This is a genomic window from Porphyromonas crevioricanis, from assembly GCF_900476255.1.
GTDB lineage: Bacteria > Bacteroidota > Bacteroidia > Bacteroidales > Porphyromonadaceae > Porphyromonas > Porphyromonas crevioricanis.
Map to the genome: position 1 here is coordinate 684,327 of NZ_LS483447.1, position 23,669 is coordinate 707,995.

18 protein-coding genes and 1 tRNA gene are annotated in these 23,669 nt (G+C 45.6%); 17 read left to right on the plus strand and 2 right to left on the minus strand.

Annotated elements, in window-relative coordinates:
• Positions 1-3: 3 nt before the first annotated feature.
• Positions 4-603, minus strand: a complete 600-nt coding sequence (locus tag DQN70_RS03145; protein WP_023937918.1) for an aminotransferase class IV — start codon at positions 601-603, stop codon at positions 4-6.
• Complete coding sequence (locus DQN70_RS03150) at positions 603-1,634, minus strand: aminodeoxychorismate synthase component I (protein ID WP_081711876.1); 1,032 nt, start codon at positions 1,632-1,634, stop codon at positions 603-605. The genes DQN70_RS03145 and DQN70_RS03150 overlap by 1 nt, the downstream gene beginning before the upstream one ends.
• A gap of 47 nt (positions 1,635-1,681) precedes the next feature.
• Between DQN70_RS03150 and DQN70_RS03155 the strand changes: the two genes are divergently transcribed.
• The 17 genes from DQN70_RS03155 (at position 1,682) to tsf (ending at position 23,378) form a co-directional block, all read left to right on the plus strand.
• Positions 1,682-2,272 carry an anthranilate synthase component II gene (locus DQN70_RS03155; protein WP_023939293.1) on the plus strand — a complete coding sequence of 197 codons (591 nt, stop codon included), beginning with the start codon at positions 1,682-1,684 and terminating at the stop codon, positions 2,270-2,272.
• Between the two features lie 29 nt (positions 2,273-2,301).
• On the plus strand, positions 2,302-2,646 hold the full coding sequence (locus DQN70_RS03160; protein ID WP_023937921.1) for a PAS domain-containing protein: 345 nt from the start codon (positions 2,302-2,304) through the stop codon (positions 2,644-2,646).
• 488 nt (positions 2,647-3,134) lie between these two features.
• Positions 3,135-3,839: a porin family protein gene (locus DQN70_RS03165; RefSeq protein WP_023937923.1), complete on the plus strand. Its 705-nt coding sequence runs from the start codon at positions 3,135-3,137 to the stop codon at positions 3,837-3,839.
• A gap of 282 nt (positions 3,840-4,121) precedes the next feature.
• Positions 4,122-4,574 (plus strand): YbaN family protein, encoded by a 453-nt coding sequence (locus tag DQN70_RS03170; protein ID WP_023937925.1) that lies wholly within the window; start codon positions 4,122-4,124, stop codon positions 4,572-4,574.
• Between the two features lie 507 nt (positions 4,575-5,081).
• Positions 5,082-5,543 carry an HU family DNA-binding protein gene (locus DQN70_RS03175; RefSeq protein ID WP_023937928.1) on the plus strand — a complete coding sequence of 154 codons (462 nt, stop codon included), beginning with the start codon at positions 5,082-5,084 and terminating at the stop codon, positions 5,541-5,543.
• Between the two features lie 207 nt (positions 5,544-5,750).
• Complete coding sequence (locus DQN70_RS03180; RefSeq protein ID WP_023939298.1) at positions 5,751-6,221, plus strand: N-acetylmuramoyl-L-alanine amidase; 471 nt, start codon at positions 5,751-5,753, stop codon at positions 6,219-6,221.
• Positions 6,218-6,415 carry a hypothetical protein gene (locus tag DQN70_RS03185; RefSeq protein WP_023937931.1) on the plus strand — a complete coding sequence of 66 codons (198 nt, stop codon included), beginning with the start codon at positions 6,218-6,220 and terminating at the stop codon, positions 6,413-6,415. Before DQN70_RS03180 ends, DQN70_RS03185 begins: the two co-directional genes overlap by 4 nt.
• Positions 6,416-6,726: 311 nt before the next feature.
• Positions 6,727-6,797, plus strand: a tRNA-Gln gene (locus tag DQN70_RS03190).
• Positions 6,798-7,292: 495 nt separating this feature from the next.
• A complete protein-coding gene (locus DQN70_RS03195; RefSeq protein ID WP_023939301.1) occupies positions 7,293-10,634 on the plus strand; it encodes a hypothetical protein in 3,342 nt (1,113 codons plus the stop codon).
• 653 nt (positions 10,635-11,287) lie between these two features.
• Positions 11,288-15,973 carry a PKD domain-containing protein gene (locus tag DQN70_RS03200; protein ID WP_023939303.1) on the plus strand — a complete coding sequence of 1,562 codons (4,686 nt, stop codon included), beginning with the start codon at positions 11,288-11,290 and terminating at the stop codon, positions 15,971-15,973.
• A gap of 56 nt (positions 15,974-16,029) precedes the next feature.
• Positions 16,030-17,658, plus strand: coding sequence for an Mfa1 family fimbria major subunit (locus DQN70_RS03205; RefSeq protein ID WP_023939304.1), 1,629 nt, complete (start codon positions 16,030-16,032; stop codon positions 17,656-17,658).
• Positions 17,659-17,822: 164 nt separating this feature from the next.
• Positions 17,823-18,764 (plus strand): FimB/Mfa2 family fimbrial subunit, encoded by a 942-nt coding sequence (locus tag DQN70_RS03210; RefSeq protein ID WP_023937939.1) that lies wholly within the window; start codon positions 17,823-17,825, stop codon positions 18,762-18,764.
• Positions 18,765-18,792: 28 nt separating this feature from the next.
• Positions 18,793-20,016: a hypothetical protein gene (locus tag DQN70_RS03215; protein WP_023939305.1), complete on the plus strand. Its 1,224-nt coding sequence runs from the start codon at positions 18,793-18,795 to the stop codon at positions 20,014-20,016.
• 413 nt (positions 20,017-20,429) lie between these two features.
• The gene (gene rplM / locus DQN70_RS03220; protein WP_036888194.1) at positions 20,430-20,885 is read left to right on the plus strand and encodes a 50S ribosomal protein L13; all 456 of its coding nucleotides are present in this window, start codon (positions 20,430-20,432) and stop codon (positions 20,883-20,885) included.
• A gap of 7 nt (positions 20,886-20,892) precedes the next feature.
• Positions 20,893-21,279 carry a 30S ribosomal protein S9 gene (rpsI, locus tag DQN70_RS03225; RefSeq protein WP_023937944.1) on the plus strand — a complete coding sequence of 129 codons (387 nt, stop codon included), beginning with the start codon at positions 20,893-20,895 and terminating at the stop codon, positions 21,277-21,279.
• 205 nt (positions 21,280-21,484) lie between these two features.
• Positions 21,485-22,369 carry a 30S ribosomal protein S2 gene (rpsB, locus tag DQN70_RS03230; protein WP_023937945.1) on the plus strand — a complete coding sequence of 295 codons (885 nt, stop codon included), beginning with the start codon at positions 21,485-21,487 and terminating at the stop codon, positions 22,367-22,369.
• 184 nt (positions 22,370-22,553) lie between these two features.
• Positions 22,554-23,378 (plus strand): translation elongation factor Ts, encoded by an 825-nt coding sequence (gene tsf, locus DQN70_RS03235; protein ID WP_023937947.1) that lies wholly within the window; start codon positions 22,554-22,556, stop codon positions 23,376-23,378.
• Positions 23,379-23,669: the final 291 nt, after the last annotated feature.

A 23,669-nucleotide genomic window follows, 5' to 3' on the forward strand; every position in this document is an offset into this window, starting at 1 on the left:
TTCCTAATGGATTCTATCGATCTGGATTTGTACCTCTCCGATGTCGAGCATTGCGTTCAGAAGTGTCAGGGAGTGATAGTTGCGGAGCAGATCGTCCACAGAAATGTCCCGGGTTTGCAATTGCCCATTCAGGCGAGTCAGATGTGTGCCCACAAGCAGAGGAAGCCGGGGCGTGTAGCAGAAGTTTGCCGGATCTTTTTTTGTAGAAAGGAGAATATTGGCATAAGAAACATCACTGATCAGCCCGTTGTGGCAGAGTAGTATGTCTTCGTCTTCGGCACATCCGTCTTTCAGGGCCTCAAGGGAGCTGCGGTCTGCCCATTTGTTTCTGTAGTTTAGCCCGGCAGGAGCTTCTACTATTCGCAGGGAGCGTATCGTCTTGGGCGAATAGCTCGAAAATTGGATCTCTTCCACAGCTTGGGCCGTGTAGATAAGGCGGCATTTGGCACGCCCGTGGCGTAGCTGAGGTGGGCATAGTGATTCTATGTTTGGGAGTGGAGGTAGCGGATGTGGAGCGATGCTGCGGAGCATGCGCTCAAGGTGGAAATTGATAGACAAGGCCTGTCCGTTGTCCAGACGGATTGTTTCGAGTAGGAGACGCATCAGAATGGGAGATAAACTTTTTGCTGCGTTTCGGCATACTCTCGCTCCGGCTCGCTGTGGATCGTGATCCCTCCACCAGAACGAAAAAGGTAGGCCGGATTGGTTGGTGAGGAGCTTCTTGCAGCCTCTTCTTCGGGTAAGGTCTTGTCCTGTTGTTCGATGTAGCGAATCATTACAGCGGAAGAGAAAGATTGTCCATCGAAATAGCCGAAAATGCCCGAGTAGAAGCCTCGAGTTGTCTCTTCTGCTCTGGCTATTGCTGTCATGGTGGCATCTTTGGGTGCCCCACAGATTGATCCGGCAGGGAGCAGCTGTCTCAGCACTGAGCCGGGACAGAGCTGCAGCTCTTCGGGGAGCTTTCCGTTGATTTCCGAACTCATCTGCAGGATAGGCCCATGGTTGGTCTCTATCCGCTCTGTGTAGGCAAAACGCTTGACTTCCACTTGCCGGGACACGCGACTCAGATCATTACGTATTAAGTCTACAATAGTGTAATGCTCGGCCAGCTCTTTCGGGTCGGAGCGTAATGTCTGTTCGGCATTCGGCAAGAGAGCATCAATGGTCCCTTTCATGGGGCAGGAGGAGATGATGCCGTCGGAGGAGATATGCACGAAAGGCTCCGGAGAGAAACATACCAGTCTGCCTGGGATATGGAGCTTGTAGGTGGCTGTCACATGGTCGTAGACCTGCCCTAATGAAAGAGACATATTCAGGGGTGTTGCAATGGTGAGGTTGGCCAAAAAACTGTCTCCCCGGTATAGAGCTCGCTGTATTTCCTCGAATCGTTTGCTGTAGCGATCTATGTCTTCGGGGTAGGGCTCAAAAGTATATTTCCCCTGCAAAGAGTAGATTTGGGTGGCATTACCATGCCCTTGGATGGAGAATCGTATCTCGGATTGAGAGAGGGGGTGTGCAACGAAGTAGGCATGTTGCAGCTCATAGTCCAGCACCACAAGAAAAGGGGTTGCTTGACTGGCGGCTTTGTCCATCTCCCGAAAAGCCGAGTCGGCCGATATAGATTGCAATGACATAGGCAATTCGTATGATTTGAGAGCAAAAGTAATACCTTTGGGCTGCAATGCGAGAAGTCCTGTTTATAGACAATCACGACTCTTTTGTCTACAATATAGTGGAGCTTTGGCGACGATATGTTGAGCATTCGCTGCGAGTTTGTTCCATAGATGAAGCTGAGAGACAAGACCTGAGTGCCGTTGCCGGGGTATTGCTATCTCCGGGTCCGGGCCTGCCTTCGGAATTACCGTCTCTGATGCGCTTGATCGATAGGTGTGTTCGCTCTCCCGAGCCTGTCCCTCTTCTGGGGATATGTCTGGGGCACCAAGCTATTGCCGAGTATTGTGGAGGCCGCCTGTTACACTTGTCTTTGCCGAGCCACGGCATGGCTTCTTCGCTTGACATCCTCTGCCACCGGGCGGCTCTGCAGGGAGTGCCTGAGGGGAGTGTGGTGGGGCGTTATCACAGCTGGGTGGTAGATCATGAGCATTTGCCCAACTGCCTTGAACCTTTGGCGATGAGTAGTGAGGATGGCTCTCTCATGGCACTCCGACATAGAGACTTGCCTATGTGGGGGCTGCAGTTCCACCCCGAGAGTATTATCACTCACCGAGGTGAGCGTTATCTGAAAAACTGGGCGGATACACTGATGTACTAAGATTTATCAACCAATAAACGATTGCATACATGGATTATTTCGATAAGGCGGATCTTGCGATTACGATTTGTGACAAGGATGGTATTATTCTAGAGATGAATGAGCAGTCCAGACGTGTCAATCTAAAGCCGGGGCAAGAGCTTGTCGGTAGCAATGTGTTGGATTGCCACCCCGAGCCGGCTCGTTCGATGCTGGAGAAGATGATGCGAGAGCAGACCAAGAATGCCTACACCATAGAAAAAGGCGATGTGAAGAAGCTGATCTACCAAATCCCCTGGTATGACGAAAATGGAGCCTATGCAGGATTTGCCGAGTTGTCTATGGTGATCCCTTTCGAGATGCCTCACAAGATTCGCAAGCCCAAAAACAACTAAGAGATTTTTCTTCCCCCCCCCTTCGCTCCAACTACATACACACATTGATTTTAAGAGAAATCTTGTGGAAACATTTTAATCCGTCTTATTCGCATTTTTGCATGAAACGAGACCACGATACAGCCTCCCAAAGAGGCTGTTTGGTGGCCTCTTTGACCGGACTTTTTAGAATTGTAATAATCTCAAGTTGTTGAAAATGAGGATGAATGGCCTGTGCTTTAAGTGCATGGTCGGATCTGAATGTCGATGATAACACAGAGAATGCTGTATTTATGCAATAGTCTCAAATTGTGTTTCACCGGATTATTATTCTATATTTGCCTTACAATTGTGCACTATGCATAGTGCGAAGTCGTAGGTCGTGCAGTGGGCTGAGATTGGATGCCGACAATGCCGGTGTTTGCGGTTCGAGACATCTCCTCTTTTCTTCATTATGCACGAGTAGAGATTGTAGAGTATCAATTTAATTACTAACGATAGTACAAGCGATGAAAAAGACTTTTATGCTGTTGGCAGCTGCAATGCTGACAATGTCCTTTGCGCTGAATGCGCAGACCGAACGCAAGCTCGGTTTTCGTGCTCAAGTCGGAGCTAATGGTTCCAAGATGACACAGTTCGCAGACGGAGATTTGCTGCTCGGCTTGCGTGCCGGTGTGGCTCTTGATATCCCTATTCAGGATGTGCTCTCTTTCAGACCGACTCTGCTCTTCCAAACCAAGGGCGAAGCAATCCCTGTTACTGTGGGCAAAGTAAATGTTCGCCCTATGTATGCAGAGTTGCCTCTGTTGCTCAACTTGAATATGGGTGGTACTGAGAATCTCAATTTCTATGTGAATGCCGGTCCCTACGTGGCTTATGCTTTTGCGGGTAAAGCCAAGGGCAGAAGCGGAGCTGTCTATTTCGATGGCAAAAAGGGTAATGAGGTAGATTTGGATCTTTTTGAGGAGATGAATGGTGTAGATAAGGATGGCGAAGAACGGTCCGATTTGACTCCAATGAATAGACTCGACGCCGGTATCAACGTGAACTTCGGTATGGACTTTGCCAAGCATTGTTTCCTCGAAGTAGGAGCAGAGTATGGCTTCCTCAATACAACTAACCATGTAGAAATCCCCTATTGGGCGAAACATCGGCCCGAATACCGTGCCAGCCACAATGCCACTGTGCACTTCTCTGTCGGTGTACGTTTCTGAGAGTTTAGAATTAATTAATCGGAGATTGTTCTCCCCAGACTGAGGTTTTTCTTCGGGGAGACTTCTCTTGGAGAGATAATAATAATGAAGGAGGGTGCGTCATATCGGATTTATGGCGCACCCTCTTTGGGCTTGTCGGGATGTATCCGTCGTGTATCTCGATGAAGACTCCATCACACTTGTGATAGTGGTCTCAATAATGGCGTGATGGATAGCGCATTATGCGATAGTCCCCTTTGAGTATATTATTATATAGAGCTGTCTTATATTTTCTTCTTCTCAGTGCTTGTCCGCTCTCTTTTGGTTGTAGCCGGCTGTCTATCTGTTTTGCTCGGTTTGCTTGGTTTATTCTTGCCTGTTTTGCCTACAACCCCTTTTATGCTTTTGGCAGCCTATTGTTTCTGTCGCAGTTCGCGCCGCTTGTATGTCTGGTTAATGTGCCATCCTCACTTTGGTTTCAAACTCTATTCGTTTAGGATTGGGCATTCGATCACTCGTAGGGCCAAGTGGCGTATATGGGTGGTGTTGTGGGCTTCCCTCTCCCTCTCTATTTATTTGGTGCCTTTGCTGTGGGTGCGCTTGTTGCTAGTCCTTGTCGGGCTGGGTGTCACGGCTCATATTGCTCGTCTGGGGACTTTGCAGCTTGCCGATCAGCAAAGACAGAGAGAAGATTACCGATGCTATGTGCAGAAACTGCAACGATCTTCGGCACAATCGGCACATAGACGGATTTGATCGTGATTTTGGCAGAAATGAAGTTTCTCTCATGAAGCCATTGTGCGACCTCTTCCTATTCTTATGCAGGCATACACTGAGAGTGGAACCTCTTGTTTGGCTATTGTATCCGACTCGAAAAGATATTTCCTGCCTTTAGCTCCTCCTTTACGACACTATCTACCTACGCTGCTGTAGCTTCCATGTATATCTTTGCAGTGTCGGAGCAAGACAGAGACTTCTCACAAGAAAGGCCATTATGCCGGCTATGGATGGTCTCAAATGTGGCCGGATTTTACCGGATTCTTCACCTATATCTATATTAAGTATATGTCCCGGGAGGGTGTGAGAGTCCTTTTCAGTAGGGGGTTGTCTGTATTTGTTGTCCCCGATTTCTACCTGCTAAGAGACTGTTGTGGGAGCCACATTATGCAACAGTATCGAGTCAAATGAAAGTCGAGGAGAAGGGTAGGCCTCGAATGTTTTATTTCTTTATTCAATAACACTTTAATCAAGGAGGATTTTATTATGCCTTTGAAGTTTAGACTTGTGACACGAGATGTATTGGTGAAGGGGCAAAAAGAAAAGAGACAAATTGCCCAAACGGTTTACAGTGGTAGCTCTGATCTCGATCGTTTGAGCCGGCTCATCGGACAGATTTCTGCGCTTAGCGAAGGGGATGTGAAGTCTGTGCTGGATACGATGTCCAGACTCGTTGCTCGTGATTTGATCGATGGACGCCTTGTTTCACTTGGTGATTTGGGACGATTGCGCCTGACCGTGAGGGCGCAGGCTCCCAAAGCCGATGGAGAGTTTCTTACTCGTATGATCCGGAAACCGGGCATTGTTTTCAGTCCTGGTCAGCTGATTCGCTCGGAGTTGCGTGATGTCAAGTTTATGCGAGTGGATACTCCGACGAAACCCGCAGCTCCCAACGGGGGCTCTGCTCCTTCCGAGCCGGGAGATAATGGAGGAGGTCTGGGAGCCTGACGTAGGGCTTGAAGATCATACGTAGTTTTTTTGCTTGATTGAAAGAGAGGCTTCTGTGTCAGGATATTCTTTCTCCTCGTCCGGGAGCCTCTTTTCTGTCAAAAAAAGAGAGCTTTTCTCTGATGAATTATGGAGTAAGGCCTTCTTCGCAGATTAAGTCTTTTTTTTGAATACACTACATATTATTTATGAGATGAGTTGTTTATTATGAGCAAACGAAATTTTAGTCTGTCGGAAGTGGAGTATATTGTTATCCACTGTTCGGCTACCAGAGAGAATAGATCTTATTCGGTAGAGGATTTGTTGAGAGATCATGTTGGCCGAGGCTTTGTTGGGATCGGTTATCACTACTATGTGACTCGTGATGGGCATATCCATTTGACTCGTCCGTTAGACAAAATGGGAGCACATGTCTTGGGCTACAATCATTGCAGTATCGGCATTTGCTATGAGGGAGGCTTGGACGAGCATGGGAAGCCGGCCGACACCCGCACCCCGGAGCAGAGAGTTTCCCTGCTGCGATTGATACGGATTGTGCGGCAATACTGTCCTTTGGCGATAGTGCTGGGGCACAGAGATTTGACTGTGGATCGCAATGGAGATGGACGGATTCGTCCGGACGAATGGATGAAGAACTGTCCTTGCTTCGATGCTCGTCAGGCTTATAGTCGTATATGAAACGTTTATCTCCTTCCTCTCAGTTGATTTTGGCCTCTTGTCTTGCAGTGGGAGGGTTGCTGCTTCTCTTTTGGGGAATGCTTTTGCCTCCTTGTGGAGCCATAGATGGGAGTGTATTGCTGGCTTATGGAGAGCTGAGCACTTTTGTGGCTGCTCTTTTGGGGATTGATTATCACTACCGAAGTAAGTCTTGATCTGTTTTTTTAGACCTGTCTTATCCGGAGGGCTTTCCTCTACAAGTGTACGAATAGAGAGATCGTTGCACAGACTCTTGTGCCACAATCTTAATAGAAGAATTTTTTTTGTTGCTTGTATGAGGGGAGGCTCTCCGTATTGGCGGAATGAGTTTTGAAATTTTGTTTTCACAGAAGTGCAAGTTTCTATGCCCTTAGTCTTGTCTGTTTGGCAAAAAGCTATACCTTTGCCGGAGTAAACGGAGATCTTGCATTTGTTTTGGGCTTTTGCTTGTCTTTGTTGTCGGTGGGCGAAGACCCATTGTCTTTTTTGTCCTGTGGTGTAATGGTAACACGTCAGATTCTGGCTCTGTAATTGAGGGTTCGAATCCTTCCAGGACAACTGTTTGAGAGGCTGTCTTGGCTTTTTGCCGAGATGGTCTCTTGCTTTTTTTATTGAAACTATTCAGAAGAGGGCTTTTTCCTGAAAAGCTTGGAGTCGTGGGGAGACTAAGGCATTGCTGGCAGGCTTTTTGAGGCAGATAAATGGCCAGAGGGAAATCCTTTCTCTTTATTTTCTATGCTTTTCTCTTTGTAACTCTGTTATTTGCGTTGTCACTATTTTCTTCCTATTTGTTTGTTTCGGGGAAAAATCGTAAGTTTGCTCTGCATATCTTTATATGCCGGCATATTGTCTTTGTAACCCTTGAGTGGGTGTCGGGGTGCGTAGTCTTCGAGAGATGCTTAGGAGGGGGCTGTGGCTTCCCGGCTTGACCCAAGGGGTCGTGTGGGGGTTGTTTGGGTATTCCCTCTTTTGAAGAGTGCTGGTGGTAGGGGTTTGCATTAGTGAAATATTTGAGATAAAAAACCAATACGTTAATTAATCAACAAAAACAAAATGAAGAAAAGTTTTCTTTCGGTACTGGGTGCGGCTGCACTTATGACCGGTTTGTTGGTCTCAGCTCCCAGCTGTAGCAAAGATTACGATGGAGATATCAACGACCTGAAACAACGGGTTGATGAGAACTCCAAAGCAATCACCTCTCTGCAGGGTGCCGTTAATGAGATCATGAAGAGCGGTAAGATCGTTTCCTCTATTAAGGCTGAGGGCATGAAGCTCGTCATTACCTTTATGGACGGAAGCACTATGGATGTGACATTGACTCAGAAACCCAGTACCTTGGAAATTAAGGACGGTTATTTCTGGATTGATGGAAATAAGACCGATATCAAGGCTCCTGCTGATGGCAAGGATGGCAAGGATGGCTTGCCCGGTTCTAGACCAGCCATTATCAAGGGTAAGGGTACCTACAATAAGGAAACCAAAATGGGTAGTGAAGACACCGAGGTTGATTACTGGTGGATGATCTCTTATACCAGAGGTACCGGTGATGCTTTGGAAGAGACCTATACTTGTCTGGATGTGAAAGCTCGTGGCGACAAGGGTGATAAAGGTGACAAGGGCGATAAAGGCGACAAGGGCGATAAAGGTGACAAGGGCGATAAAGGCGACCAAGGTACCTATGGCAGCTCTGTTGTTCTGATTAAAGGTAAGGGAGCTTACAATGAGGCTGCCAATATGGGCTCTGAGGATACAGAGCACACCTATTGGTGGACTATTATTTATGGAGATGCCGAAGGTAAGGTAATCAAAGAACGCAAGTGTACAGATGTGCGTGCCGATTATGTTACTGTAGAGGTTGGCGAAAATGGCAACTGGTGGATCGATGGTAAGGATTCCGGTAAGCCTGCTACTCCTGGTAAGGTGATGATTGAAGAAAATGAAGCTGGGTTCGTGGTTATTACAATCACTCAACCCGGTGGGGCTCCCAGCCACACCTTCGTGTTGCCCATGGAGTCTTCCGATCTGAAGGGTGTATTCTTCCGCTCTAACTTCAACTACCGTGGATACCAAGCGATGAACTTCGGTTATCAGCTTATTAAGCCAATCAATGTTGGTGGAACTCCTTCTATTGCCGACAATGGTGAGAACTTTGTTGATGAGGGTAAATACATCCGTCAGACACAAGATGAGTATGAACTGATCTACGATCTCAACCCGACAGGCTTCAATGCAGCGAAGTATATCAAGGAAGCTGCCAATCTGTCTTTCGAAGTGAAGGCAAATAAAGAGGTGATTCATACTCGTGCTCTCGTGGATGCAACTGAGAGAATGCTTGAGGTTAAGGGTGTAGACTTCTCTAAAGAAGGACAACTCAAGATTACTGTAAATGGCATTGCTCCCGAAGCTCTCGGAGGGTCTGTCGATGCTGACACGGACTTGGAGCTTACCACTTTGGCTCGCCTGAAGGTGACGACAACCAATGCTGAAAAGTTTGGTAACAAGCAAGTACTCTCAGATTGGGCTACTGTCTACAATGACATTACTGAATGCCAGTTTGCCATTGGCTTGAATAAGGGGGCAGCTGCTGGGGTTCAAGCATTGCCTTTCATTTTCCAAGATAATGAGGTTCTTGATTTGAGTGTAGATTACAAGGGAGAGTTGAATCTTGCCGAACTTCTTTCTCTTCGCATGAAAGAAAAACCTGAGTCTGAATCTGGTTATACAGAATGGAAAGATGCTTCGGAATTCATGGCTAAGCATGGCCTGAAGTTTGAGTATTACTTGATGAGCCAAGGTGACAATAATATGCGTCTCATCAAGATTGATGGAGAGAATGCTGCTCGTTATGATGTGATGTCTGTCAGTGCAGAGGGTGTTGTAACTCCGGGTACTGATAAGGTGCGCCCCAACTTGGCCGTTAATTGCTCTCAGGCTATTCAGGTGCGTGCTGTGGATGACAATGGCGTGATTGTTGCTCTTGGATTTGTTCGCATCGGTGTTACTGCAGAAGAGAAAGTGGCATGCATTGAAGAGACATGGAAAGAGCAGTACAGCTTTGTATTGAACGGACATCACGATGACTCATTCACTATCTCAGCCGAATCTCTGAAGAAAGGTTTGTTGGAAGCCCTTGCTGGTACCTATGGAAGTAATAAGTACAATTATGGCATTGTAGAGGCTATTTTGGCTGCTAACTACGATTTGTCTGCTGAGTTTGTTCAAGGAGATCCTGAAAACTTTGTTATCGAAGAGGGAGAGGATAATCAAGCTAATCCTGTTGTGAGAGTGACGAAGAAAGGTTGTCTCACAGAGGGTGCTAAGACATTCAAAATCGTTTATAAACATAGCCCGGAGACGGTAGATGTTGATGCCTTGCCGACAGATGCTGGCTGGTTCCCCATTGTGCCTGAGTGTGTTTCTTTCGAAGTGACTGTAAATGTGGTGAAGCCCGAGGCTGCTATAAATGCAGGAATCGCTGAAGCTTTGAACCAGAAGGTTGTTACCTATTGGACAAACACCAACCCCTTGACCGGCGAGGTGCATGCAACAGACGATATCCAGATCGCTACCGTGCAAGAGGAGCCTGGAGTAGGAGCTGTTGGTAAAGCCCGTGTAACACAGGGCTTCAAGACCAACTTTATCCTGGCTCTCATGAAGAAATTGCAAGACAAAGGCTTTGAGGCTAATATCGACTTCAAGATCGATATGGATAAAGTGATGCCTTCTGGCAAGAAGTTCGGGGAGCTGTATCCTGGAGCTACTGTCCTTCATACTCCCGGAGAAGCAGACTTCTTTGTAAGCATTCCCGATGTTATCACCGATGAGGGTGTCACAATCCCGATGCAGCTCATCGCCAGAGAAAAGGACTGCCAAAATGAGTTCTTGTTAATGGCGTTTGATGTGGTGATGCGTGCTCCGGCTAAGCTGCAAGATGCTCAGACTTCTTTCTCTCCTGCTTTGAATGCAGCTGAAAATGTGAATGCGGTAATCAACTTCGATGTGCTTGATGTTGAGAATAACAATGCTCCTATCTATGAGAATGGAGAGATTGTAAACGGGGATAGAGCGAAGTATCTCTTTGGAAAGAAGGCCGGATTTGCTTACCTCGCAGCAAATGTTGACATTGCATTTGCTCCAGATGCAACGATGTCTGAAGACCTGATAGCTGCAGCTCAGGATATGATTACCAAGGGGCTTATCAGTTATAAGCTCACTGCTTCCTCGGGCCTAGGAGATTTAGCCAAGCCTGCTAAGCTGACTGTAACTTACAAGCCTGGAACAACTCCAGTGAACTTGATTAAGCCGGTAACTTTTGTTGCTACAGTTAAGGTGAAGTATGGCAAGCTGTTCCAGACCCAAGCTACATTCAAATATGTATTTGAGCCTCGTAAGTAATCCATAAGGATTTCGTAAGACGAATAAAACTTCTTTTTGGGGCTGTCCGCTTTGTCGGGCAGCCCCTTTTTTTTGAACTGTCCTTTCTTTTTTTTGAGAGGTTGGCTGAATACGCAGGGCGGAGGCGATGAGTTGTCTGTATTTTTGTTTTGGAGACGATTGTATAACTCAGTGGTTGCTGTTAGTCATTACCATCATTTACATTCGAATTTGTTTATGTAGTCGAGGTATATTCATTCTGTTAGTCGTCTTGTCTCATGATTATTGCATTTTGAAAGTCCAAAAAATCAGCTGAAATGCTCCTTAGGAGCTCCGTCCAATATTCTCTTTCGGAAAAAACTCCTAATCTCCCATTATCTTTTTCTGCACATTCTTCCCTCTTTCGAGTCTCTTGGTTTTTACTTTACTTTTCCCTCCTAATGGGTAAAGTAGAGATTTTCAAGGTGCCTATGTGCCACAAATCCAATGAGGTAAATTGTTTTTTTTGTTGATCTCTTAGGCTTTTTCTATTTGTTTTTTTATTTGGTATAATCTACCTTTGCCTTGCAATATAGAATGAAAAATGCCTCTGTTAACTTTTTAGAGGGGGAAGATGCCGATTGGCATTAGCGTGTACCATTAGAAAAAACGATAGAGAAGAAAATAATACTCACATGAAGAATTTACTCGTCAAATGTAACAGAGCGGAACGACTCCTATGGGGGGCTTTGTCTCTGTTCTTAATTCTGCTTGCTTCACCTCGGCTTGTTGCGCAGCAAGCAAGTGATTTGAAAATCACGACTACCGTTAAGGATTCCAAGTGTGGAGGGTCTGACGGAGAGGTGAAGATAGAAGTAGCCTTTAAGCCGGGCCATGGAGCTGGCCACACGATCAGAGAGACTTTGTATCAGCTTCGGAACTCCAATGGGAATCCTATGGCTCCATCTGCAGACTATGTTGTAGGCGATACGTTCCTTGTCCCGGTGGATACCTATACTCCGCAAGCAAGAGTGTCGTTTGAAAATGGGACCTCTGTTGATATTTCGGGGAGTGCAGTTCAGGTGAAGACAACCTATGTAGAGATGACAAGTGTTATCTCTGTTGAGAGGAAATCTCTTAATCACTATAAGCCCAATGGGCAGCAGAAGCCTACTGGGATTTTATCTCTGTACGTAAAGGATGGTACTCCTCCCTACACTGCCAAGATGTTGAAGAAGCCCGCTACATGGACTGGCCCTACGGAGTTTTCTCTTGAAGCAAATCAGAGAAAGTTTATTTATGAGGTTCCAGTTGGAGAGTACGAGATACAGATATCTGATGGATGCAAGAGCGGGCAAGCTGTTACAGTAAATATGGAGTATGTAAGATCCGACCTCCCCAAGGGTGGAGAGAGTGACTTCCCATATGGCCCTCCGTATCTTAATTTCGAGATGAAAAAGTCTAATTGTGGTTGGGTTGTCTACTACCACAATAAGAAGGCTTTCCTAAAATATGAGGAAGAAACAAGAGATATTTATCCTTATATCAATGATCAGGATACTCTGGCGAAGTATTATGATTATGCTTTCCAGACTATTCAGGAGTTTAAAAATGGTACTCCGCGTACATATTATGCGGCAGGTACCTACAAGTATTTTTCTGATCAAGGAGTGGGAAATCATGGAGATTCTTTCCTGAACTTGTACTATCGGGTTTCCACAGCGGAAAATTATCAAACCATGTGGTTGAAAGACCAATATTGGCCCCTGGTTTTTCTTAGAGTCAAAGGATCTTCCCAAGAAATGAGTGAGGGGCATCATCCTTACAAGAAAGGGGCTCCCTTCCCCAATTTGATCGAACATTATCCCGAAAAGCTCGATGCTAACGACCCTTGCAACGACAAATATTATCTGAGGATACGCCCTAATAAAGAGACTACTGCTTTGATGTGTTATCCGTTGAAAGTTGTTGTGAGAAAGAAAGGGTCTCCGGATATTTTGGAGACGTACGCTGATTTGACACATGTCCATCATCCTGCCAATGAAGGGGGGGCGTATCAGCGGCTTAAAACGGTGTTCGATCCGACTCAACATTACGAGCTCACGATCACAGATGCGGGACCTAAGGGTGGCTCCAAGCAGATCCTCGATATACCTCCTAAAGAGAACGTGTCTTATCAGTTTAGAGGAGGAGGAAAACTGCCCGTACAGGTGGACTGGTGCAAGGGGAAAAATCTGGTGGACTTAGCCATTCGTCGTGTCCCTGTGCCCGTGCCGATGCGCAAGCACAAAATTACGTTTGTGAAAGCTCCTGCTGGTTTCTCACCTCTTCCTGGGGCTATGCGTGTAGGAGAAACCTATACTATGCCAGATGACTACATTTGGGAGGTAGTACGTGTCTTATCTCCCAAGGGAGAGGGTATGAAAGATTTAGTCTTTTATGATATTCCTGAGGGAGACTATGAGTTTAAGGTCGAAATTTGCGATAAGGTATACAATCTCAAGGTAAGTACAGGCAATCTGGGTCGTAATAAATATTCGGAAGACCCACGAGCATTTACTCCTCGTTTGACAAAAGAGGAGTGTGGTTATGCTCGTTTTTATCCTTTTGCCGGAGAGGGTGGTCGGAAATTCCTCCTCAAGAATGATGTTGGAATAGAGTCCAATCTGTACATATCCCAATTGCCGGAAGGAATAAAGGCTACGGACATCAGAACTAATCTTACCGGTAGGGCTTTGGGAATCTGGAAAACTTACACAACCATAACAGCAGAAGAGAATCCAAAACCGGAGGATATTTATTTGGATATCCCTGCTACCAACGATAAGATGGAGGTACGTTTGGTTTATGTCCCCAATGGAAAAGATGCAGTATTGGAGTGTCTCCCTCCTCACACTATAGATCTCGCTAATGCGGCTCTCTCTTATGACAGAGAGAAGTACATCGGTTATATCTGTTCTACCAAAAAATCTGGTCTTATTCGTGTCAACCCAATTAATTATATAGGGGATGTTACTGTGCAGCTCTTCGATCGAAACGAATCTTCCCTTACGGATGACAAGAAACTCGGTGAAGTGAAGCTGAGCTTGAGTGATTTGAATGCAGGCAAGGGAGCCGAGTTTAAACTGAAAGAGGGAGGCCCTATCCCAATCGATCCCGAAGGCTACAAGATGAAAATAATGGATGATGCCTGCAAGAATACTTCTGAAGAGCGTCTTATTGTGTATTCTCTTCCCCTTCCCACGGTGATTAAAACAGAAGGAGATCGGCGTAAGTATTGCGAAGGAGAGACGATTGATATATCTATTGTAGCTCTTAATACAGAAGGGGATGATGCATACAAGTGGACCTTGCCTGATGGAAATACTCTTAAAGGACGAAGGATCCGTTTGGAAAATGTCAAATCAAATCTTTCGGGTACTTTCAAGGTGGAGGTTTCGGGGATTGTTTGTGATGACGTGGCTACGGTAGAAACGATCACGTTCCCGATTTCTGTGGCACCTCGCCTTCTTTGGTGGCGCAAAGATGCTATTAATGCAGACTGGCATAATGTTAAGAATTGGGCAGACAAAAATGGCAATCCGGTGAATGCCGTGCCCGCAGAGTGTACCACCGTGCATATCCCAGCTACGGTGGACAAAGCTTTCCCTGATTTGGGTGGCAAGACCGATCGTACAACGTATGGACAGCCAGAGTGTGAAGACCTCTATCTTCACTATGGCTCTCAACTGGGTAACCCACACTTCCTCTCCTATCAAAAGGCTTATGTTGATTACAATTTCGGTAAGATCAATGATACGTCACATGCTGTTGAAGCTCATCGAGAACCTCATTTCGAAGAAGCTGACAGCAAGCTAATGGATCGAGATCGGTGGTATATGATCGCTGCTCCTCTCAAAGAGATTTTCTCTGGAGATTTTGGTTTGGCTGGCTATCCCAAGACGCACCAGCGTTATTTGAAGGTAGTGTCCACCGGGACTGCTCCCACTGATGCCTCTTTCAAAAAGCCGATTAATAGTTTAGTTGAGCTGTTGTCCGATCACAATGGGGCAATGGCACTCAAGGTAGGTAAATATCAGGCCGATGTTGTTGGTTATAATGATCATAAGTATCTAAATCAATTAAACGGTATTATTCGTATCCCCTTCTTTGAAGATTTTTCCACTGCTTATCCGTTACATTTGTATGATCCTCTTCATAAGATTAGTACATTCGGCTATTTCAATGAGAATACCCTTCAGCCGGTAAATCGGACAGACCAGCGCATGCGTTCCGACGAGGTCGCCTATCGCTTCACTTTCGAAGAGAATAACAAGCGTATCGGTACAGTAGATATTTCCGGAGAAGTGGAAGAGGGGTACGCTTTGATGCTCAAGGAAGGTTTGGCTCAAAACGAATGGTTTATGGTTGGTAATCCTTTTATGACTCCAATCAACTTCGACAAGCTCTATGAAATCAATAAGGATCGTATCCATCCCTATTACTATATTTTCGATGGAGGAACTAAATCTTGGAAGCATTATTCCAAGAATCATACTGCCATAACTTCTGAACTGAAATCTTCGATTGCTCCTTTGCAATCTGTTGTATTGCATAAGAAGTCTACAGAAGCCAAGCTTCTCTTCCCGGTGGGTAAGAATTCAGTGTTGCTTGATTCTTGGAATGAGGGGGCCGATTTAGTTGAGTTGCGTTCGACCTCAGGTAAGTCTGAAGTACTTCCTCTATCTGTCCGTGTAAGTAATGTGCGAAGAGAAGGGACAATTTCCTATTTGAGTTGGGAGGAGAATGGCTCTGTTCCTGCCTTGAGCAATAGTGAGTACAGCTTTGTGCCGACTGTCTTCTTTGTAGACCCCGAAACAGGAGCTTCCAATGTCGTAGAAAGCCCAACGAAAGCCTATGGAGCATTTGCTCTTGGGGTAGAGGCAACATTGGGAGGAGAAATGGAACTGTCGTTTGATCAGCTTGATCGCTCTGTATACGAGCAACTCACGTTGATAGACAAGATGGAGGGTAAAGAGCAAGACTTATTGTCCAATTCTCTTTATCGCTTTGTACATCAGCCTAGTGATCATCCTGCTGACCGCTTTATCCTCAAAGTAAAACGCTTTGGAATAGAGAATGAGCCAACACAGCTTGACAACTTTATTGCTCCTAACTTGTTTATCTCTCGCCGAGGAGATCATCTTCATGTCAGTAGTACCGTGGGTCTGCGCTCTGCTGTGATCTTCGATATGCAAGGTCGTCGCTGTGGAGAATGGCAATTTACCGGCTCTACCAATGCCTATATCGACATTGACAGTAATATGCAAGGAGTTGTGATGATTGATCTTCGTTTGCAGGACGGTAGTCGTCGAATTTGCAAGTTTGATACAGCCAAATAAAAAGGTGTATTAATAGATAGTTTTTTTCTTAATTAATAATTAAAAACAACGTTAAAATGAAAGTGAAATCGCTTTTACTGGCAGGGCTCGCAACTGTGGGCTTGCTGGCGTCGTGTAACAAGAACGACGAAAATTCGATTGCGAAAGAGAAGAATGATGGCACCACCTATGCCAACATTAGCCTAATGTTCAATGCAGATGCTTTCCGTGCAGGAGATGGTTTTGATGACAAGACAGAGTATAATCCTGCAGGAGAATGGAAAGGTAACGATGCTTTTGAACGCGTGGATGTTTATATCGTTGGAGATGCTGTGAGCAGTGGAGAATATACTCTGGCTGACTTCAATCAGGAAACTGCTGGAGATGAAGTGAAGCTAACTCCTAAAAGAGCTATCAAGACAACTCCAGGGCAGAAACAAGTGTACGTTCTTGTGAATGCCCCTGCTTTGGTTCGTGAGAAACTTGCGACTGTTGATAAGACTGAGTTTATCGCAGCCTGGAAGGATGTTATGACTCTCGACAAGTGGTCTGCAGCTCCTGCTCCAAATGCTGTTACGATGGCTACTTTTGCTAAGTTGGCCGATGATGCAAAGGATCTTATCATGATGAGCAATTCGAAGGATATTTCTTTGGATGTAGAGGACGGAGTCACAGAGCAAAAGGCTCTCGAAGAGAGTTCTAATAATCATGTTGTTGTTCCTGTTAAGCGAGTTGCTGCTCGTGTGGTGACAACATCAAGTGAAGAGCAATTCGAGATTAGACAGAAGGGTACAAATATCAAGTTGGGTAGTATTAAGAACATCACTTATGCTGCAGCGCAGGGTGAAAGAAAGTCTTATATCCAGCAGATGATCGAGAGTGACGTGATTAAAACTCCAGCTTTTGAAATAGGGGCAAATTGGGACAAGACTTGGTCTTGGACGGAGTTTGTGAACAATGGTGTTTACACGGACATGGAGGAAAACTATGACTATACGGATCTGCACAAAGGGATGAGAAATGGTCAACCAACTCCGGAAGCTCGTAAGGTAACAAAGAAGGATGGAAACCTTGATCCTGGAAAAATAGGAGCTATTGCTGATCCTATATTCATCTTTGAAGCCAGCCATAAGAAAAAAGGCCAAGGAGAGACAACTCCAGCAGCTTACACTGGAGGGTTCCGTAGAGGTAATACCCCGTATGTGTTGGTGCGTGCTCTTTTTGTTCCTGAACAGGAGTATTTTGCGGAAGGAAATACCAAAACTAATGAAGGAGAAGACTTCTACCTTGGTACAACAACAAACAAACTGTATTCATCTAAGGAGAATGTTACAGATCCCACAAAGGGCGGTTTGAAAGGTCAGAAGTACCACAAGTATGAAAAGGGTAAGGTTCTCTATTATGCTTTTGTGAACCCTGATGTTGTAGGTAAGACTTTGGATGCCCCTGCTTTCCGTAACAATGTTTACCACATCAACATCACTGGTTTCAAGGAAATTGGTCTGAACTGGAATCCTCTTTATCCGGAAGATCCTAATACAGACGACCCCAAGAATCCTGACCCCAAACCCAAAGATCCGAATGAAGACCCAAATACACCGATTGATCCGAACGATCCTAACAGCCCATCAGACACTTATATGAGTGTGACTGTACAGGTGCTTAAGTGGAACGTACACAGCTACGATATCGATTTGGGTCTCTAATAATTTGAGATTCATGTGACGACCCTATCTCGCAGCAAGGAGACTCCTCTAAGTGAGTCTACCGGCTGCGAGCCGAGGGGCCGGCTTGGAGATGAACTAAAGCAATATCTTTCCGGCCCGAATCTTTTCAGAAAAAGTATATATGGACTTATAAGATCTTTTGTATGAAAATCTTTTCTCTCCGCTACCTTATTATCCTCTTGGCCAGCTTCTTGTTTTTGATGCCGGGATGTGATCTGATCAATGAAGACATGGACGATTGCTCTGTCTTCCTGGTGGTGACGCCTTACTTGCAAACTCCCTGTATGGAGAAGGCGAGCTATCCCACGGATGTGGATCTGCTCCATATCACACTGAGCGATGCCGAGGGCAAGGTCGTGGCGCATCAAGTATTCGCCAATGCCGTATTGTCAGCCGAATCGCAATTTATTCTTGAAGTACCGGCTGATAATTATAAGGGAGGTACTTATCTCTGTACTGTATGGGGTGGAGCTGTAGACAAAGACTATCTATTGAGTAGAGCTCTTGAAAGAGGAGTAAGCGTGAAGGATATCAAGCTTGCCTTGAAAACGGAAAATGCCGAGGTAAGAAGCTATATCTTCCACACTCTTTATCAAGCAGTAAAAGAGGTGAAGCTTCGCAGTAAGGACGAGTTGGATGGCATTGATAAGGTATATGTCGCTCCTAATCTGAGACCTTACACCTATGATTTTAATGTCACAGTCCGTGGCCTTTCGGCGGAATTGCCTGCTGAGGTTGCCATAACGGACAATAATGTTGCTTATGCCTACACCGGAGAGTTGTTTACTCCAACCGAGGCTGTAAGCTATGTGGCAGCTTTGCCTAATACCGAAAATACACGCTCTGTACATCTGCGTACGCTGGACATAACTCCCAAGACGACAGATCCGAGACTCAAATTGATCAACAAGCGCAGTGGGACTACTTTGTTGGATTTTAGCTTGAAAGCTCTTTTGGCTAAACTGCCGGATTACAAACCCTTGTGTAAGTTCGAATATGATATTGATATTGAGTTTCACACTTCCATCTCTGTGGTGATATCTATAGATGGAATGCCAGTGCACTCATATGATATAGAATTGTAATGTTTCTTCGAAATAAGAATATACTCTCATGCGTAAAATATATCAACTCTTAGCCTTCGTCTTTTTTGCTACTTTCCTCTTCTTGGGAGTGACGGCCTGCTCTTCCGAGGAGAGGAAGGATCTAAGAAGGAATGGAGAAGACTTTTTTGTTTCCATGGATGTGACATCTCTTCGTGCTCATGGGGAGGATATGGAAGATCCTGGGACAACAGATCCCAACACAGATACAGAGCTTGACGAAGACAAGGTTCAATCTCTCCGATGGATACTCTTCCCTGCTGGGTCTGATGAGAATACTCCAGCTAAGTTCAATCACCTGTTTACAGCTGCTGATCTTCAGGCGAAGCGTTTTGTTCTCAAATTTAAGTCTGAAGATCTAGGGATCTATGATATGATTTTTATCGCAAACGAACCAAGTGGGAAAGGCGTGGATAGCCCCGCTGTTACCCGCAAACAATTGCGAGAGATCAAGATGGACATGGAGAATATCTCAGCAAGCGAGGTAGGGAGTGGCAAGAGTGCTCTTTTCTTGATGACTGCCAACTATGAGAATGTTTCTTTGAATACCTCTCTGCCTGGCAGCGGTACACAAACGAATCCTCACAGGGTGGATTTTACCCTCCAAAATAAAGCTCAGCGTCCCAACATTAAGGGAGCTGATCGTTCGGCTGTGGAGCTGATGCGGGCTTTGGCTAAGATGGAGATCACACTCAAAGATATCGTGACTATTGAAGAGGATGATACTAGAGCAAAAACTTATTCATGGTCCTTGCCATATGGCTTCGAGCCCAACTCTTCTTTGGAGATTAGGTTTAAGAATATGCCGAACGCTTATTATCTGCTTCCACAGAAGAAGATGACGGATATCCCTGCACAGAACTATTTGTACCAATTCAAATTTACGGGCACCAACCCAGATCCTAAGTATGTTATTGCCCCCCCTGCTCTGGAGGAGCCATCCATTGGAGGAGTGGTTGTTGGAGACTATAAGATATATGTTTATCTCCCTGAGTACTTGTTAGGCAAAAATGTAGAGGAGGAAAAACAGCCGGGTTTGGAGTTTATCTACAAAGCAGAAGGAGAGGCTGATATGAGGTCCGAATTCCGCCCAATCGATAACAGTGGTGGAACTCATTACGATAAAGTCCTTGAAGGATTGGATCTCGGGGCTTATTGTATCTATCGCAATCGTTTGTACAAGGTAAATGTGAAAATAAAGGGAAAGATAGATATTTGGCCTCCATATGTATAATGCCAGATCTATTTGACCTACACCCAAGTAGAGAAGACTCTTACTCCGATTGGGGTGGGAGTCTTCTTTTTGTTCCATTTGTGATCACTTAGTCGTTTTCGAGATGCCTGTCTAGTGTGATGTTTTCTGTATATCTCTGCCTGGAGTAGAATGTGCACTATTTTAGAGGGTTGTTTGAGTACAACTTCTTTTATACCTTTGCTCCCCTGATTGCCGTCGTGCGCCTGTTGTGCATTGTTTTTTCGTGGTCGTGTGTCAAGCAGGCTGTTCTCTTGATGGGAAAGAGCGTAAGCTGAGGCTATGTGTCCGAGGTCTTGGCTATGAAAAGCAGAGTATTCACCCGAATCGACCTGATAGTAGAGCGGGGTGTATGTCGAGCCAGTCAGTAAGTTTAACCAAATAACAGAACAACAGTGGATACACTAAGTTACAAGACCGTCTCCGCAAACAAGGCAACTGTGACCAAGGAATGGGTGGTAGTGGATGCGGCCGGTCAGAATCTTGGGCGTGTTTGCTCCAAAGTGGCTAAGCTGCTTAGAGGGAAGTACAAGCCTAACTTTACACCGCATGTAGATTGTGGTGATAATGTGATTATTATCAATGCCGATCAAGTAGAACTTACCGGCAAGAAGTGGACAGATAGAGTCTATCTGCGTTTTACGGGTTATCCCGGAGGTCAGAGAGAGTTTACTCCTGAAGATCTTCTGAAGAAGGGAGCCGATCGTCTTTTTCAGAAAGTCGTAAAAGGTATGCTCCCGAAGAATCGCTTGGGCCGTTCGCTCATGCGTAACCTCCACGTATACGGAGGCAGTGAACACAAACATGAGGCGCAAAAACCTCGTGTGATAGATCTAAACTCTTTGAAGTAAAGCAGATATGGACCAAATTAATGCAATTGGCAGACGTAAGGCAGCTATAGCTCGCGTCTACATGAAAGAGGGTAGTGGTAAGATTACTATCAACAAGCGTGATATTGCAGTCTATTTCCCTTCTTCTATCTTGCGCTTTATTGTAAAACAGCCGCTTGAGAAATTGGAAGTAGTAGACAAATATGATATCAATATCAACTTGAGAGGTGGCGGCTTTAAAGGACAGAGCGAGGCTGCTCGTCTGGGGATAGCTCGCGCCCTGATCAAGGTAAATCCGGAAGATAAGGCTGTGCTTCGTGCGGCTGGTTTTGTAACTCGTGATCCTCGTGTCGTAGAGCGTAAGAAACCCGGTCAACCCAAGGCACGCAAGAGATTCCAATTCAGTAAGCGTTGACGTATCTATGTCTTCCGCCTTTTACGAATCATTGCTCTTGTGCAAACTTTGTATAGGAGGGCGGTTGGCTGCTATACGTTGTCGTGTTTAGTATCTAAATCATGCGGATTCTTGCTTGTTATTTAAGCTAGCCGAAAGGCTCCAAGTAAGGCTACTGTATGGTTGTATCAGTAATCATCATTACAAGAACGTAAACAAAACAACAATGACAAACGTAACATTTGATCAGTTACTTGAAGCCGGTGCTCACTTCGGACACCTGAAAAGAAAGTGGAACCCGGCTATGGCTCCGTATATCTTTATGGAGCGCAATGATATCCACATCATTGACCTGCACAAAACAGTTGCCAAAATAAATGAGGCTGCAGAGGTGATTCGCAATATGGCTCGTAGTGGCAAGAAGATTCTCTTTGTAGCAACCAAAAAACAAGCTCAGGAAGCTGTGGCTCAGTTTGCCTCTTCTGTGGGCATGCCTTATGTCGTAGAGCGTTGGCCGGGAGGTATGCTCACCAACTTCCCCACTATTCGCAAGGCAGTGAAGAAGATGACTCAGATCGACAAGATGACCAGTGATGGCACATTCGACAACCTTTCTAAGCGCGAGAAATTGCAGATCTCTCGTCAGCGTGAGAAGTTGGAGAAGACTCTCGGCTCTATCGCAGATATGAATCGTTTGCCTTCAGCTCTTTTCGTTATCGACGTGATGAAAGAGCACATTGCCGTACATGAAGCTACTCGCTTGGGGATACCGGTATTTGGTCTTGTCGATACCAATAGCAATCCCAAAGACATTGACTATGTGATCCCTTGCAATGACGATTCGTCTAAGGCTATCGAGTTGGTGATGTCTGCTATGTGTGAGGCGATTAGCGAAGGTTTGATGGAGCGTAAGGCTGAGAAAGGAGACGAAAACGAAGAATCGGAAGAGGGCAGCCGTCGCGGTGCTCGTTCGGCTCGTCGTGAGAGAATTCGTCGTCGTGAAGGCGAAGAGTCAGCAACTGAGAGCGTAGAAGATACTACAGCAGAGGTTGCAGCCCCAGAAGAGACCGAAGCTTCTCAAGCAGAGGTAACAGAGGCGGCTCAAGCCTAACTTTTGGCTCCTTTTACCCCAAGAGTTATCCCTCTTAATACAGGAATACCACGTGCCGGTGGATCGCTCCGGCGATTGCGCTGCACGTGGTATCTTTTTTTCTGTGGTAGACAGGGCAGCTCCAGATGGATGTTTGCCTTATCCGAATATTTTCGAAATAAAATAATACACACAACTTAAGATTATGGCTGTTACTATTCAAGATATTGCCAAGCTGCGTAAGATGAGTGGCGCTGGTATGATGGACTGCAAGAAAGCATTGGAAGAAACCAACTGCGACTTCGAGAAAGCAATGGAGATTATTCGCAAAAAAGGTCAGGCTGTTGCCGCTAAGCGTTCTGATCGTGTTGCTGCTGAGGGTTGCGTGCTGGCTGCTCATAAAGATGGCTTCGCTGCAGTTGTATCCCTACAGTGCGAGACAGACTTTGTGGCAAAAAACCAGGAAACAATTGACCTGACTCAAGCTATTTTGAACATAGCGATGGAGAAAAAGCCGGCTAGCAAAGAAGAGCTTTTGCAACTCCCCTTGGCTGATGGTCGTTCAATAGCCGATCATGTGGTGGAGAGAACAGGTGTGACAGGCGAGAAGACAGAGGTCGGAGCCTACGAATGCCTCTCAGCCGAGGCTGTTACCAGCTACATCCACATGGGTAATAAGTTGGCTACAATTGTTTCTTTCAACGAAGCTATAGACAGCCAGATGGCTCGCGATATAGCTATGCAGGTTGCTGCTATGAACCCCGTGGCTGTGTTGCCGGAGGAAGTTTCTGAACATACGATTGAACAGGAGCGCACCATTGCTAAAGAAAAGGCAGAAGAAGCCGGTAAGCCTGCTAATATCATTGATCGTATTGTTGATGGTGCTTTGCAGAAGTTCTTCAAGGAAAATACTCTTCTGCAGCAGGAGTTCGTAAAGGACAATAAGATGACTATCGAGCAGTATTTGCACACTGCCAGCAAGACTCTTACAGTGAAGGCCTTTAGACGTGTGAGTCTGAACGAAGAATAATTCTTCGCATGTGTTGGCTGGCTCTTCTATTGAGGAAGAGAGTGTTCTGGCCATAATTCATAATTAAAATAGAGGGTGTGTCGAAATGATTTTCGGCACACCCTTCTTTTTTGAGAGAGCATTAAAGAGGCTACTGAAAAGCCTGTTGCACAATGTGCGGTACTTGCTGCGTTATTTTCGACATTCAAGCCTGATCATATATGGCAAGTTATTGCTGTCCGATAAAACTTTTGGATTCACTCGTAGCCCCATTCAAGCTCAGGTAATATACGGATGTAAGCTCTCTTCCTC

What these genes read in the sequence shown, in the direction of transcription:
- tsf (WP_023937947.1), top strand. Translation starts at nt 22,554, where the DNA reads ATGGCTGTTACTATTCAAGATATTGCCAAGCTGCGTAAGATGAGTGGC.
- DQN70_RS03210 (WP_023937939.1), top strand. Translation starts at nt 17,823, where the DNA reads ATGAAAATCTTTTCTCTCCGCTACCTTATTATCCTCTTGGCCAGCTTC.
- rpsI (WP_023937944.1), top strand. Translation starts at nt 20,893, where the DNA reads ATGGACCAAATTAATGCAATTGGCAGACGTAAGGCAGCTATAGCTCGC.
- DQN70_RS03205 (WP_023939304.1), top strand. Translation starts at nt 16,030, where the DNA reads ATGAAAGTGAAATCGCTTTTACTGGCAGGGCTCGCAACTGTGGGCTTG.
- DQN70_RS03165 (WP_023937923.1), top strand. Translation starts at nt 3,135, where the DNA reads ATGAAAAAGACTTTTATGCTGTTGGCAGCTGCAATGCTGACAATGTCC.
- rpsB (WP_023937945.1), top strand. Translation starts at nt 21,485, where the DNA reads ATGACAAACGTAACATTTGATCAGTTACTTGAAGCCGGTGCTCACTTC.
- DQN70_RS03160 (WP_023937921.1), top strand. Translation starts at nt 2,302, where the DNA reads ATGGATTATTTCGATAAGGCGGATCTTGCGATTACGATTTGTGACAAG.
- DQN70_RS03195 (WP_023939301.1), top strand. Translation starts at nt 7,293, where the DNA reads ATGAAGAAAAGTTTTCTTTCGGTACTGGGTGCGGCTGCACTTATGACC.
- DQN70_RS03185 (WP_023937931.1), top strand. Translation starts at nt 6,218, where the DNA reads ATGAAACGTTTATCTCCTTCCTCTCAGTTGATTTTGGCCTCTTGTCTT.
- DQN70_RS03150 (WP_081711876.1), bottom strand. Translation starts at nt 1,634, where the DNA reads ATGTCATTGCAATCTATATCGGCCGACTCGGCTTTTCGGGAGATGGAC.
- DQN70_RS03180 (WP_023939298.1), top strand. Translation starts at nt 5,751, where the DNA reads ATGAGCAAACGAAATTTTAGTCTGTCGGAAGTGGAGTATATTGTTATC.
- DQN70_RS03175 (WP_023937928.1), top strand. Translation starts at nt 5,082, where the DNA reads ATGCCTTTGAAGTTTAGACTTGTGACACGAGATGTATTGGTGAAGGGG.
- DQN70_RS03155 (WP_023939293.1), top strand. Translation starts at nt 1,682, where the DNA reads ATGCGAGAAGTCCTGTTTATAGACAATCACGACTCTTTTGTCTACAAT.
- DQN70_RS03200 (WP_023939303.1), top strand. Translation starts at nt 11,288, where the DNA reads ATGAAGAATTTACTCGTCAAATGTAACAGAGCGGAACGACTCCTATGG.
- DQN70_RS03215 (WP_023939305.1), top strand. Translation starts at nt 18,793, where the DNA reads ATGCGTAAAATATATCAACTCTTAGCCTTCGTCTTTTTTGCTACTTTC.
- DQN70_RS03145 (WP_023937918.1), bottom strand. Translation starts at nt 603, where the DNA reads ATGCGTCTCCTACTCGAAACAATCCGTCTGGACAACGGACAGGCCTTG.